At 44.2% G+C, this 14,684-nt stretch carries 10 protein-coding genes and 2 tRNA genes; 2 read left to right on the top strand and 10 right to left on the bottom strand.

From position 1 onward, the window contains the following. Positions 1–107: 107 nt before the first annotated feature. From JCM12259_RS10865 to JCM12259_RS10890, 7 genes are all read right to left on the bottom strand, one after another. Positions 108–2,981: a PD-(D/E)XK nuclease family protein gene (locus JCM12259_RS10865; RefSeq protein ID WP_025066478.1), complete on the bottom strand. Its 2,874-nt coding sequence runs from the start codon at positions 2,979–2,981 to the stop codon at positions 108–110. Beyond that, positions 2,978–6,217, bottom strand: coding sequence for a UvrD-helicase domain-containing protein (locus JCM12259_RS10870; RefSeq protein ID WP_025066479.1), 3,240 nt, complete (start codon positions 6,215–6,217; stop codon positions 2,978–2,980). The genes JCM12259_RS10865 and JCM12259_RS10870 overlap by 4 nt, the downstream gene beginning before the upstream one ends. Before the next feature lie 38 nt (positions 6,218–6,255). Continuing rightward, entirely contained in the window at positions 6,256–6,972 is a 717-nt protein-coding gene (locus JCM12259_RS17400) for a DUF5686 family C-terminal domain-containing protein (RefSeq protein WP_234396598.1), read from the bottom strand. Next, positions 6,969–8,291 (bottom strand): DUF5686 family protein, encoded by a 1,323-nt coding sequence (locus JCM12259_RS17405; RefSeq protein ID WP_234396599.1) that lies wholly within the window; start codon positions 8,289–8,291, stop codon positions 6,969–6,971. The genes JCM12259_RS17400 and JCM12259_RS17405 overlap by 4 nt, the downstream gene beginning before the upstream one ends. 87 nt (positions 8,292–8,378) lie before the next feature. Then, the gene (locus JCM12259_RS10880) at positions 8,379–9,251 is read right to left on the bottom strand and encodes a sigma-70 family RNA polymerase sigma factor (RefSeq protein ID WP_025066480.1); all 873 of its coding nucleotides are present in this window, start codon (positions 9,249–9,251) and stop codon (positions 8,379–8,381) included. Between the two features lie 424 nt (positions 9,252–9,675). Beyond that, positions 9,676–9,751 (bottom strand) — tRNA-Gly (locus JCM12259_RS10885). A 19-nt stretch (positions 9,752–9,770) separates the two neighbouring features. Further along, positions 9,771–9,846: transfer RNA gene (locus JCM12259_RS10890), tRNA-Thr, on the bottom strand. Positions 9,847–10,002: 156 nt separating this feature from the next. On the opposite strand from JCM12259_RS10890, the gene JCM12259_RS15195 reads away from it, so the two are divergent. Together JCM12259_RS15195 and cdd are read left to right on the top strand one after the other, a co-directional pair. Next, on the top strand, positions 10,003–11,466 hold the full coding sequence (locus JCM12259_RS15195) for a right-handed parallel beta-helix repeat-containing protein (RefSeq protein WP_309546423.1): 1,464 nt from the start codon (positions 10,003–10,005) through the stop codon (positions 11,464–11,466). A 29-nt stretch (positions 11,467–11,495) separates the two neighbouring features. Continuing rightward, on the top strand, positions 11,496–11,975 hold the full coding sequence (gene cdd / locus JCM12259_RS10900) for a cytidine deaminase (protein WP_025066481.1): 480 nt from the start codon (positions 11,496–11,498) through the stop codon (positions 11,973–11,975). Positions 11,976–12,137: 162 nt separating this feature from the next. On the opposite strand, the gene JCM12259_RS10910 is transcribed toward cdd, so the two are convergent. The 3 genes from JCM12259_RS10910 to JCM12259_RS16795 form a co-directional block, all read right to left on the bottom strand. Continuing rightward, entirely contained in the window at positions 12,138–12,554 is a 417-nt protein-coding gene (locus JCM12259_RS10910) for an HU family DNA-binding protein (RefSeq protein WP_025066482.1), read from the bottom strand. A gap of 203 nt (positions 12,555–12,757) precedes the next feature. Then, complete coding sequence (locus tag JCM12259_RS10915; protein ID WP_025066483.1) at positions 12,758–14,383, bottom strand: hypothetical protein; 1,626 nt, start codon at positions 14,381–14,383, stop codon at positions 12,758–12,760. 22 nt (positions 14,384–14,405) lie between these two features. After that, entirely contained in the window at positions 14,406–14,576 is a 171-nt protein-coding gene (locus JCM12259_RS16795; RefSeq protein ID WP_156409624.1) for a hypothetical protein, read from the bottom strand. Positions 14,577–14,684: the final 108 nt, after the last annotated feature.

Raw genomic sequence — 14,684 nt, forward strand, 5'->3', positions numbered from 1 at the left:
CGGGCTTTCCAACTACTTGGAAACGCTGTTTTTCTAATTTTTTGCCCGTTGGGCCTCCCCGACGCGTCATTTTCTTCCGGGCAGCTCGTCGGGGCATCCCGAAATATTTAGCTCCAACACAAGCGTTTGTAGCGGCAACCGGCGCATTGCTCTTTGTCGGCGGTTGGCATAAAAGCGAGGTTTGGGTCGTAGATCTCGCTGAGCAATGCTTTTAACTGCGTTTCAAATTCCTCACGATAACGGTCGGCATCGATGATTTTCTCTTTGCCGAGCAACAATGTCGGGTCATAATCTTCGCCTTTGGTGTGTTGGATAAAGAGGAGAGCCGGACTCACGGGAAGGGCTTCCGGATTCCATGCCGGTGAACGCTTGACGATCAATGAATAGAGGATTGCTTGCAGATAATAATCCGTATGCTTTGTGCGAATGCTCTTTCCCTCGAAGATTTCTTCGATCGTGGCTGTGGTGCTTGATGGCGAACCGCCCGTTTTATAGTCGATAACGCGGATTCGTGGGCCTTCGGGCGGCTGGTCGATATAGTCCATTCGATCGATGAAACCGCCCATTTGGAGTGATATTTCCTTGTTGTTGCTATTGAAGTTGATGGTTGTGTAGACGTCTTGTTCCAGCGCTTTGATGCTGAAAGGCGCAAGTCGGCGGTCTGCTTCGAGCAATTGGCGCAGATAGCTGATGATGACTTCGCGATTGATGAGCTGCAAACCGTTGTATTCGGGGCGGAATCCCTCTCGATCAACTTTGAAGAGTTCTTCTCTGAAAGCCTGATCCACGATGCTGTCTATTTGCTCGCTATGTTTAAGCATTTCGTCGATATCGGCTGCGTGTATCATGTAATGTCGGTCCATGAAGCGATTGTAAACCAGTTCGGAAGCTCTGTGGAAAATATTACCGAACATCCGATTGTCGATCAAATCTTCGTTTTCCTCATCCGGCTCTTTGATTCCTGCGACACAATTATAATAGAATAGCAATTGACAGCGGATGTATCGATTGATGGCTGTGGGCGAAATCTTGTCGAAATCGTATAGAATATTCATCACCTCGGCGCTTTTTGCAATGGGTTTGGGTTGTAAGACGAGCGGGATTTGTCCTGCTTGAAGCGCTTCTCGTTTGATATGGTGCCCGCTTTCCACCATTAATTGGAGCATGAAACGGCTCATTTCGCCGGTGTGCCCGTCATCTGTTGCGCTGTTGTAGAGCATGGTTATGTCTTCGGCCCGTTGCACAAGGCTGTGGAAATAATAGGCGTAAAGGGCCATCTTGTGATCGATCGTCGTGAGGTCGAAGGCTTTGCGGATGGAATAAGGGATGAAAGAAGAATCGTTTATTCCTTTCGGCATATTCCCCTCGTTGCAGGAAAGCACCAAAACATGGTCGAAATCGAGGTTTCGTGTCTCTAAAATGCCCATGATCTGAATGCCGACAGCAGGCTCACCATGGAATGGTATGCTTGTACTTCGAACGAGTTGGCCGATCAACCGTTGGTAAGTGATCAGGTCGACAACGAGATCTCCTGCTTCGATTAAATCGGAAAGCCGATTCATCAACGTGTACATCCGAAATAGGGACTCTTGAAACAGCGGATCGATTTCGTCTTTTGCATTCTGCCCGATATGTTTTAGAAGGCGGAGAATCCATTGAGATAATTTCAGGTTCTGATCTGAAACAGACTCACTCGAGATCTCACTGAACAGGAGAGAAAGTCCCTCGTCAAGCGCCAATTCACTGCGATTGGGAAAATAACGTTTGTGACAATTCAACTCATTCAACAGCTCTACATATTTCGGTGACAGATAGCGAGCATACGGATGTTGTAATACAGCATTCACATCATGTAGTCGGTAACGATCGGAACCAGCCGAATGACCTGCCGTTTGCAACGTAATCAAGAGGTTGATAAGCGATGAAATGGGCGATTGTGATAATGGATAACCCATCGTAACGTTTACTCTTGTCACTTCGGGAGGCAAACAGTGGGTGACGGTTTGCAGCAAACTTTCATCGCAGAGCACGATGGCTGTACGACGATCAGCAGCAATCCGATCCTGTTCCCGTAACCATTTGCTGATGTATCGAGCCTGAATATTCTCGGTTGTAGCCGATATATACGTGATGTCTTTGGTCTTCTCTAAATTGGCATAGATCTCTTGATCGCTTCGATCCAACTCATTGGGAAAGGCAGAAAGATATTGCCTGATAAAATATCCAGCCTCATTAGGTGCTGTGTTTGACATATAATACTCATCGAAGTCCCAATAAAATTTGGCTTTCTTTGCCTTTCTCAGTCGAGTGAATAATGATTGTTCCACGCGTTGAAGTGCATTGAATCCGACAAAAATATATGTTTCATGATCAAAGACAGCAGTCTCGTCGGCAACCACTTTACGATAGAGAGCACCTTCATAAGTCAATCCTTGCGCTTCTAATCGCTTGTTGAAATCCCGATAAATATCGCCGAAATGGCTCCATAAATCCAAGAATCGTCGTTTCAATTCACTGCTATGATCATCCGAAAAGTTGCTGAAAAAATTTTTAAGAATCTCTTTTTGTTCGTCTGAAAGATAGGAAACATCGTCAAACTCATGGATGTCACGGAGGTTAAGGAATATCTTTTCCGCGTCGGCTAAGTTTTTATCAATGTCGTCGAAGTCGCTGAGGAGCAGTTGTCCCCATCCATAAAAGTGGTCGAGAGACTCGTCCGAACCCGTGCATTGGATGAATGTTTGATAGAGATCACAAATCAGTTTGATCGGGTCTCCTATCATCAGCGAACAGTGTTGACGGAATAATTCGCTGATTGTGATATATGCCGGGCTCCAAATCGGCTTATCTGCGATGCGAGCCAAATATTCATTCATAAACAGAGAGGCGCGTTTATTCGGAAAGACTACGGCTATTCGCGATAAGTCCGTACCGTATTTTGCGATGATGTCTTGTGCTACATATTCTAAGAATGTTCTCATCTCACCTCCTCAATCACATTGCTATACACAAACCATAGGTAGCCTTTGATGTTCGGATAACCCATCGTTCGGAGCAGATTCATATAGCCTCGCACTTGATTTTGATATTCGGGGCGAGGTTTTCCGAATTTAAAATCGACCACAATCATTTCGTTTCCATCGGTCATCACACGATCGGGACGGTGCTCTCGCACCTCATTCGTTTCCGGATCGATGGAGAGCATCGTGCATTCATTGAATAGTTGCCATTTATCCGAGAACCATGCTGCCACCCGTTGATCATCAAGTCGCTTTCGAAGCATGGTGACCAAGCGGTTTTGGGTGACGTTTTCGTCATACAAAATGCCGTCGCTTTCCAATTGTTTAAGAGCAGGTTCGATGTCGGCCAATGTTCGAATCGTAGAAAAAAGATGATGAAGCACATTGCCGATTTGAATATATGAGAGATCCTTGTCTGCATTTTCGTCATCTTCGATGAAATCGCGGCTTTTGTTACTTTGCTTAAACTGCACGCTGCTTTCGTAACTTTCGATGTTCAATGGGTTGATCGCAATGGGTTGATTAAACACATTGGCAGTCTGTTTTATGCCTTTCGACATTTCGTCTATTGATAACTGTCCATACTCGAATATGATATTTTCGTCCTTTTCATCGTCCAATCCGGTGCAGATATGGTCCGTAAATTCCTCGTTTAACCTCTCAATGCATTGTTCAACAAGATAAGAACGAGTGTCCTTGGCATTTCTTTTGCCGAAAACAAATAGGTTTTTGCTGGCTCGAGTGAATGCAACGTAAAGCAGATTGAGATTATCGACGCAGTTTTGCAGATGTTCGTGGAAGTAATCTTGCTCGTAAATGCTACCTTTCATTTGCTTAGCCGAGAAATAGATCGGCACAATCGGCAGTTCGTTGAACGGTGCTTCATCGGGCGAACACCAAATTGTTGTACCGTTTTTTTCAAGCTGCCAGTCGCAGAAAGGCATCAAGACATTGTCAAACTCCAAACCTTTGCTTTTATGGATGGTTAGTAGCCGGATTCCGTTGATCTCGTTACCCTGTATGGTTTTTCGGTGAATCGACTCGTTCCATTCGTTGACAAAAGTGTCTATATCGCCCGTGTTATTGGCCAAATAACGATTTACCTGATCATAGAAAGCACACACATACGCGCTCTGCTCATTCAAGCTGTCGAGCTTAAAGATCTGATAGAGTTTCTCAATAAGGTCAAACAGCGGCATCGCTAACAGTTTTTCGCGTTCCAAAAGATATGCTTTCGGAAGATGATTGGCCGTTACTTGTCCGCGGATTAATAATTTGTTGTCTCCCAAATCACTATGGGCGATATATTTTTGATATACTTTGACAAGATTCCCAGTGGTGATTTGATCTTCGGGATGTGTCAAGAGGTGGAGTGCATCGATGATGATATTCACGGCAAGAGAAGCATCCAAACGGAAGGCTTCATCCGAAACGAGCTTCACTTCGGGCATTTCCTGCGCAAAATAATCGGCAATCTGCTCAATGTGTTTATTCGATCGGACAAGAATAGCCATCTTTTCGGTGGGGATGCCGCTGTCAATCAGTTCTTGAATGGTATCTTTCAATCGCTCCAACATCTTGTCTTGATAATCTACTTTTGATAAAAGTTCGATGCGAACCAAACCTTCGGCAGGTCGATTAATCGGCACTTGCTGCTCGACATCAGCATAAGCACGCTTCAATTCCTCTGCTCCAGCAGGATAATTCTCGCTCTGCTCTGCGTATTCTATGGCCGTCGCCGATTTGAAAAAAGCATTATTAAACTCGATAATATGCCGATTTGATCGATAATTGGTGCCGAGATGTCGAATGATGATGGCATTTTCTCTGTTTCCAAATTCACCTTCGATGTTGTTGAGAAGTCTCCAATCGCCCGATCTCCACCTATAAATGCTTTGTTTGACATCGCCGACGAGCATATTGCCTTGGCCTTGCCGACTCATACATTCAAGCAAAAGAATCTTGAAATTGCGCCATTGCAACGTGCCGGTATCTTGAAATTCGTCGATCATGATATGTTCGAGTTGGGTTCCGATCTTCTCGAATATAAACGGAGAATCATTGTCTGCAATGAGTGTGTTGAGCAATGATTGCGTGTCATTGAGCAAAAAACGGTTTGCATCTTTATTGATTTCGCGGACTTTGGCATCTATGCAACTGAGCAATCGGAGTTGGTTGAGATGGCGCAAGGTGAGATCGGCCGATTTATAGAGCCTTGTCTGCTGAGGTCTGATACGTTCAATGTCTTGTAACAGAGGCCATAGGGTAGTTTGGATAAGAGCAAAAACGGGATTGTCAGGATGTCTTTCTTGTTTCTTGACCCATGCTTCTGCATTCTCTATTGCCTCTGAAACGCGTTTGGTGAGTAATTTATCTTCATCCAAAATGCCGTTTTTTAATTTCTGAAAATAGCCGCAAACACCGCCTGTATTGTATGCAAAATCGGCTGTCGAGAGGTTGTTTTCATCCAAAATATCGAAAAAACTTTCAACATATTGTTGTAAATGATCCATCGACTCTTTTCTGATTTTACGCAGTTTAGCCGTATATTCCGCAAAGAAATTCTTCTGATTGAGTGCAGAATTGAGTTTTTTGCTGTTTGATTTGTAATAGTCTTTGAAGATATTTCGACCGAAATCTTTGATTTTTCCGATAACATGCCAACTCTTTTCATCCTCCATATTGCCGCGGATATACTCCATAATCCATCGCAACACTTCACTCGTTGCATCAAGCTCCTCAATCAATTCGTCTACGGCTTGCTGTTCGACTTGCTCATCATTGAGTTCAATCCGCAGATTGGCAGTGAGATCCAACTCTCTGGCAAGATTACGAAGTATGCTTTGAAAGAATGTATCGATCGTCTCAACTCTGAAATAACTGTAATTATGTATCAGATAACCGAGTGCCATTCCGGCGCGTTTAGCCGCGATGGAATGGGGAATTTTGAGCTCTTCCGTTACCTTTTGCATGTAACTTTGGGAGTCGGGTAGCTGTTTCCAAATACCGTATAGTTGGCTCAAAATGCGCGTTTTCATCTCTTCCGTAGCCTTATTTGTGAAAGTAACGGCCAATATTGAGCGATAAGATTGTGGATTATTGATGAGCAATTTGATGTATTCCGTGGCCAGCGTAAAGGTCTTTCCACTGCCGGCACTGGCTTTATAGATTGTCAATTGCTGTTGTTGAGGAAGCATATCATCATCAATTTATAAAATTAAAAAGGACGAATGAATTACCAATGGCGGAATAATTCTAAGCCGAATCGACATCCGAAACCACTGAATTTACCGTTTCTATTGGCTACAAACATACCAACTGAGAAGAGTCGAGTGGTGAATCCGTAGCCTAATTCAAAGTAAGGATGCAGTTGCTTGACCGATAATGCACTGACGTAAATGCGTTCGGTCTCGATGAAATGGCCCACCCATGGAAGGCGACTGGTGATTAATAACGGACTTTCATAGGTGGCATTGGCTCGTACATAATATTTGGATTCGTTATACCACTTGCTGCTCAAGAGCTCAAACTCACCACTCCATTCATCATTCCAACCACCGGGTATGTTGTTCTCACGGAAGTTTGCGAAGTCAAGAAAACATGAATTGTGATCTTTCCAGGTGTAAAATCCTGTACCTAAACGCAGTGAAAGACATTGCAATCGACTCATATTGCGAATGTATTGGCCATCTATCTCCCACCTTTCATAGGCCGTATTTTCTTGCCGACTACCTCTAATGCTTCGCTCATAATCCAATGTCAGGATCGGTCCTTTCCATCCGAACGGGCGGTATTCCAACTCAACCACAGGAGCGAAAGAGCGATAACGAAAGGTCAGTCCGGCTTGTTCAAAAGCTGCTTTATTTAGAGCTGTACGTCGATGAAGAATAAAACCGATTTGAAAACCGAATTTATCAGAGATGTCATAATTATTAACCACGCGCAGACTCATATCTTTAAAGGTGTTGAGATGCGGTTTATAATCCCTGGTACGGTCGTTATCTCGATGTGATCTGACACAGAAGTGTTGTTAATACGGTCTCCATTGTTAAACTCCAATTGGAGAAATCCATTGTGGTGCTTATTATAATAATAGATCATCGGTACCCGCATATAAAACTGATGTTGCTTAAACGAGTAACCGGCTTTGAAAACTCCCCACAATTCCGAGTTGTCCGAGAAGTTGTAACTACTTCTAATATTGAACTTATATGTGATTCCCCGTCGATGGCTGTAACCCATATACAAAGGATTTGCAATGGGATTGATGCGGATATAGCCTTGATCTTTATCGCCGAAGTTGGATTTAATGCGATTGACAAGATGATCCCCGATGATGTCCCAAAAGATGGTTTTGAGTTTGTTTTTTTTCTTTTCGACCACCGGTGCAGCACTTTTACGAGCAGCCATTTCGTAATATTGATCATAAATGGTTTGTTCTTCATGGTCGAGAGTATCTGGACGAACTTGCTTCATCAATGCAATGTCGTCGGAATCTACGATGGAATCGGGTAAAATCTTAGGTAAACCATAGTAAGCAATATATTTAGCCTCTGTCAAATTACCGATAAATTTGAAATTGCAAGACAGTTCGCATTTCTCCGGAAGCAACGATTTCCGTTTCGTTTCACCCATGATCAAATGAAGTGTAAAGTTGATCATATCATATTCTCCGCTGAAAGTCATCTCATTGACACGTCCTGTTGCATAGTCAACCAGTGCCATACCGCGAATCAACTGCGTGTTGTTTTGTCGCGGCTTGAACGATACCCTTGCCGTCCCATTCAGTAGAAAGGTCACTTTGTAGCGATAAAATACATGATTATGACGATTAAATGGCGAGAGCAAATGATTCTCAATGATCGTTTCGTTATAGATTTGAGGAGTGAGATATTTCAACAATGTGGGCATCGTTTTACGATGATGAGGAATTGTGGTCAGCGTAATCATCCGTTGTGTGTTAAATTGCCGTTGGCCGTTAAATGTAATTTTGTCATAGGCCTCACTGATATATTTACGGTTATCACCATGTGCAATGAAATACATCGATGGTACCGCTAATAACGTAAAATTTCTTTTCCTGACATGAATCGTATGCCGACGATATGAATATGTATATGAATGATATAGCCCTGTGGTGTCAACCGTTTGCGGATAGTTGTAAATACGACGAATCATCAAAGTGTCCGGACGGATCTTTGCAGCCATGCCGATAACCCAAATCAAGGCTACCAGTGTAATTCCGAATATGCGTTTGCACTGTATGCTCATCAAGGTTGTTTGACGACAAAGGTAATAAAAAATCCCCACCTCTGCAAAAAAGGTGGGGAGATATGAATAAGAGTGAATCTCAGAAGCTCATCCGAGATATTTCATCAGGATCTTGACATTGCCGCTGTCACGCAGTTTGGCAATGCTTTTTTCGCGAATTTGCCGCACACGTTCACGTGTCAGTCCGAGCCGATCACCGATTTCTTCCAGTCCTTTTTCATGACATCCGATACCAAAACACTCTCGGATAATTGTGATTTCTCGATCTTTGAGCACTTTATTCAGCACATTGTTTAGCTCAAGAGCCATACTTTCATGATCAACTTGCTTATCTGTACGACTGTCGTCACCCGACGCCATTACATCCAGCATTGAGTTTTCTTCTCCTTCTTGAAAAGGTGCGTCAATACTCACATGATGCCCGTCGGCCATCAAGCTCTGTCCGATTTTCTCTTCATCAATTTTCGTTGCTTCAGAAAGCTCGGAAACAGAAGGATGACGCTGATTTTCTTGCTCAAAACGATTGATTTCGTGGTTGATTTTACTTAATGAACCCACTTGATTGAGTGGTAACCGAACGATGCGACTCTGTTCTGCGATGGCTTGTAAGATGCTTTGCCGAATCCACCAAACGGCATACGAGATGAATTTAAATCCCCGTGTCTCATCGAATTTCTTAGCGGCCTTGATCAGACCGATATTTCCTTCGTCAATGAGATCGGTCAAAGAGAGTCCCTGATGTTGATATTGCTTAGCTACGGAAACAACGAAACGCAGATTGGCAGTGACCAGTTTTTCCTCAGCTCGCTGTGCTTCGGGACCTCCTTTCTTGATTTTCTGCGCCAAATCAATCTCTTCTTCGATCGAAATGAGAGGTGCGCGCCCAATTTCTACAAGGTATTTATCTAATGCCTCACTCGAACGGTTGGTGATACTCTTCTGAATCTTTAATTGTCTCATCTTAAATCCCTTACTCATTATAACCATTTGAAAATCAGTCAAATAGTTAAATCCTTTCCTAAAACCCCGCAAAGTTACTAAAAATATTGCTAAGTTGATGCGTTTCTTGCAATTATCCCAAGTTAAAAATGAATAAAAGTAATTTATCTTCTAACCGTGAGAGGAAGATCAATGGATATTCGATATTGTTTGCGTAGAGAAAAGTTGAATGGCAATGGCTTAGATTTGACTTTGCAACTAACCGTTGTTCGCACTGCAATGAAGCATTCATTGCCTGCCGATTGACAGTTAGTTGCACGCCGATTAATGCTTAATTGAGATGCGTGAATACATATATTATCACGCAAAGAGATACAGACAATTAGCGCAATAGCTCCAAATGAATAAAGAATGAGAGATGAAAATTCGTGTGTTAGGAAAGGTTTGGAGCGGTAAACGAGGCTCGAACTCGCGACCCCCAGCTTGGGAAGCTAGTGCTCTACCAACTGAGCTATTACCGCAGTAAGTGTATTTAAGACTTGGAGCCGATACCCGGACTCGAACCGGGGACCTATTCATTACGAATGAATTGCTCTACCAACTGAGCCATATCGGCGTTTCTTCTCGTTGAAGAAAGGTTTCCCTGCTTGATTGCGGATGCAAAGATAAGTATTTATTTCGTATGCACAAAATTATTGTTATTATTTTTTGCCTTTTCGTTTATTTGTGTCTGATACTATAATAATAAGGTGCAAACGACGTTATTCAATGGATGAGAAAAGGATGGATATTAACTTTTGCCATATTGTTGACTGCATTTATGGCGTCGTGTACAGATGATGAACGGTTTGGCTCGTCGTCTGCCGATCGTCTGTTGTTCTCTATTGACACACTGTCTATTGACACAGTGTTTTCCAAAGTGCCTGCGGCAACCAAGACTTTCTGGGTATATAATCGGTCGGGAAGCGGACTGCGCTGTGCCAATGTGCGGTTGGAGCGCGGCAATCAGACGGGATTTCGGGTGAATGTTGACGGTGTTTATCTGGGTGAAACAAACGGTTATCAAACGGGAGACATCGAAATTCGCCGCAAAGATAGCGTGCGAGTGTTTGTCGAATTGACCGCTACGGCCACGGGAAAAGAGGCTCCTCAAAAGATTGAAGACAATCTGATATTCACTTTGGAGAGCGGAGTGCAACAGCGAGTAAGCCTCAAAGCCTATTCCTGGGATGCCGTTATGTTGCGAGATCTGCATATTCAACGCGATTCGATAATTGCAAGCCGACACCCAATTATCGTTTACGGCGGAATCAAGATAGACAGTGCGGCCACGCTGAAAATAGAGGCGGGAACGACGCTTTACCTTCATGCAGATGCCCAGATGGACGTTTTCGGTAGGTTGTTGATCGAAGGTACACCGGCGCAGAATGTCGTTTTACGGGGCGACAGGATAGATCATTTGTTTGATTACTTGCCTTATGATCGTGTAAGTGGACAATGGGGCGGCATTCGTCTGCATCGTTCTTCTTATGGGAATATGCTGACTTATGCAGATATTCACAGTGCAACAGATGCGATTTCGGTCGACTCGGCCGACGTAAACCAACTGAAACTGACGATGAATGCGGTCACAATACACAATAATAAAGGATATGGATTGGCGGTGAATACGGCTTATGTGAAGTTGATCAACTGCCAAATAACCAATGCTTTGAACGATTGTGTCCTGCTGAAAGGCGGGAAAACGGAGATCAACGGTTGCACCTTTGCACAGTTTTATCCCTTTGATGCCGAGCGAGGAGCGGCATTTCGATGGATCGAGCAGGGTAGGGCGGTCCCGCATCTGACATGCAGGAATACGCTGATAACGGGATATGCCGATGATGTTTGCGTGATAGAGCCGGGCGACCAACCTGCAACGTCCGATTACTTGTTTGATCATTGCATCATCCGCACGCCCAAGATCATGACCAAAGACAGTGTGCATTTCACGCAAGTTGTCTATGAAGAGGTTGCAGATACGACTCGAATGGGCGCTAAAAACTTTATAAAGGTAGACGCCCGAACCATGAACTATAATTTTAACTTGCGTCGTTCGAGTATCGCCGTTGATCAAGCAGACTCCCAGACAGCCCCTATCAATGATCGCAAAGGCGCCAAACGGATGAGAAACCGGATATCGGCGCTTTCGAATACAAGCAAAACAGGAAGTGAAGAGAAAAGAGTCACCCAGTAAAGAGAAAACAATAATTTATCAAATCAATTATGGAAGAAATACATGTAGACATTAAAATCGAGCGGTATGCCATGGAAGAGCTGCCCGAATCAGAGCAAGAATTGGTGCGCGAAGCCATCAAGGCCACCCATAATGCTTATGCCAATTACAGTCATTTCTATGTAGGAGCAGCGCTGCGGTTGGCCAACGGACAAATCGTTATCGGTGCCAATCAAGAAAATGCTGCATTCCCCTCGGGCTTATGTGCCGAGCGTTCGGCTATTTTTGCGGCTCAGTCGCAACAGCCCGAACAGCCAATTACAACCTTAGCCATTGCTGCCGCCAATTCGAATGGACTTTTGGAAGATCCGATTACACCATGCGGTGCGTGTCGGCAAGTGATTTTAGAGATGGAAGATCGCTACAAACGGCCTGTCAGAATATTGCTTTATGGCACGCAGGCAGTGTATGCCGTGGGTAGTGTCAAGGATTTATTACCCCTGTCTTTTGTTGATGCGAATATGCACTGAATGCTGAACTGTCCCCGAGATAAGGGAACATCGGAACCTGTCGAAAAGACGAAGATCTTTTCACAGACGTTGCTTAACATTCGGGATAAAAAAGATTGCCGCAAACCTTAATCGTTTGCGGCAATCTCAATTATGCTCGATTTGTGGAGATCGAGAGGCATGTTATGGCTTCGGCTGTTTCATCTTCTTGCGCTTCGGATTATCCACGTCCACCTGAATCAGCTTCAATGCCTTGCTGATGGGCTCTTTCCAACGCACCAATATGCGCGGACGCTTCAACGTGTCGGCAGTGACATCGATTTCCTTTTCGATCATCTTGCCGGGAATACTCACGCGCAATGAGAAGATGTCGCCGAGATCCAAGGAGCCGCCCAGCGTCACCACCTCTATGATGATGTTGCGGAGCGTAATCAATACGTTGCGCACATCGCCCTCGCTCAACGACGTTTCGCGCACGATGCGCTGGATCAGCCAATCCACTCCAAACTTTGCTTGTGCTTTGGGCACGGCCGTGAAAGCCTTTTGCCCCTTCTTCGGACCAACCCGAAGGATTGTTTCAATGACTTTAAATGAAAACATCTCTTTTACGTTTAAATAATTACAGCGAGTCTGTAACAAATCTCGCCTTGATTTTCTGTTTATATTTTACACCTTTGAGGATTGATACTTAAAGTCCTCTTGCATTCTAAGTTAGAAGACAAGAGGATTCTAACTTAGAACACAATCGTCTTCCAACTTGGAAAGGTCTTGCCTTCTAACTTAGAATACGATTATCTCTTAAATTAATAATGGATGAACGGACGGACCCGTGCTACATAATCCTTACGGCTGCCGTAGTAACCCCAATTCATGTACCTCTCGGTCGGGTACACGAAGCAGGCGTTACTACTGTTGTACTCAGAACTCGACCAATAGTATGAGCCACCAATAAAGCCAGAACCACTTACCTGAGTAAAAGCTCCACTGGCTAATCTACCGTACCACTGGTAGGTATCCCATTTCGTAATAGTGGAAATATCGCCGAAACCAAGGTTGCTGAATACGTATTTCCATTCACCATATGCAGGTAGATACCATTTCTTGCCTACCATCGTACCACTCATGCTTACATAGGGCGTATAATTATCACAGGCTTTAAACGCAGGAAAATCTGCGCTGTTCCCTTTCACTGTTATATTATCCATGCTGGCGCTAGCATCCCAAGTCTCATCGTATCCGTTCTCTAATGTAAGTAAATCCGCCAAAGTAGTCTTCATATCCTTGTTTACTTGAGTAGTGTAGTAGGCAGGAGAAGTCCATTGATAATTACTCCCCACATTAACTGTGTATAATGCCATGGCTGTACGTTTAGCTTCGTCTACTACTACGGCAATTGGGGTTTTACTTCCGCCACCAAAAGTAGTGTCTTTGAAGTGACCAGTGGTTCCGTCGCTCATCAGATAAAGATAATTAGGTTTGAGTTTAATCTTGACCAAGTACGACTTATTGGCTTGCATCATCAATGTTCCGTTTAATTGTGAGAGTGTACCAGATTGAGTGGCTTTCCAAAACACTTTGCCTGTGATGAAACTAAGTTTTAATTTAGAGCCTTCTGTAGCGGGCAGGAAGTAATGGTAATTGCTCGTGGAAGTGTACGAATAGTTCTTTCCATAATCAGATTCGTTGTATTTGGTTTCTACGCTTGCGGGTGAGTTGCTGGTTTCAGCTGTCCATGCACCATTCGTGCCAGTATAAGTCTTTGTCATCGGGTTATAAGTTACGCTGACAGGTATAATGTTAGTTGCCGTTGGTTCGAGAGTAGCTGAAATAGCAGGTAGGTCTTTCTGGCAAACGAACTGTGTACGCAGGCGAGCGCCGACGTGCTTCATCGAGAACGACACGTACTGCTTGGGATCTTGATTGATGTTTTCTGTTGTGGTTCCGATACGAGCAGTACCTACTTTGTCTCGTGTCACGGTGAGATCATTCCCCGAAGCAGTTACATCGTCGTTATAAGCCACGAAATCGTATGTGCCGTGGGGAAGAAGCATTCTGTCGCTCGAACTGGCGTCGGGCGTGAAGACTGTGCCATTGAATGTTCCGCTGATCTGACCTTTCAACGCGCCGCCTTGATAAGCGCGGATGGTGTAATGGGTAGGACCTGCGATGGTGCGTGTATGCGCTTGGGGCTGTGCCGGCTCGTTCTCAACGGTTACTTCGGCCTCGCAGTCGCCCAGATCCACGATTTCGGGTTTGTGGTTTACTGTTGTACGAGTTTGCTCTTCGTCTGCACCGAAATCTTCTTCGGTAAAACTGAATTGCAGGCCTTGCGTGGTCTTTTCTTGCTCGTTGTTATTATCTTCGTTGTTGCTGCACGAAGCAAAGCCTGCGAGCAGACATAATGCCAATGTTATTGTTTTTGCTTTCATTGTTTGTTGTTTTACTAGTTTCTTACTCTAATTCTACTTCTCCGCCGTCTACTTCGGTATCAGGATCCCAATCCTCCTCGTAGGATCCCGTATGCGGATGAACCGACGTGCAGATAAACTGCTCGGCATCTGCTTCAATGATTTCACACTCGGGCTTCACGTAGCCCATTCTCTCTAACTGTTTTCTGTTCATATTTACTATGTTTAGAATGAATAAATCGTGCTTATTTTCCTCTTGCCGGGTTGGCAAAAGGGCATAAGAAAAGGAACAAAGGGAACTTCGAAAAGCCCTTTGTTTATA

The sequence above is a fragment of the Hoylesella enoeca JCM 12259 genome (assembly GCF_000613405.1).
Lineage (GTDB): Bacteria > Bacteroidota > Bacteroidia > Bacteroidales > Bacteroidaceae > Prevotella > Prevotella enoeca.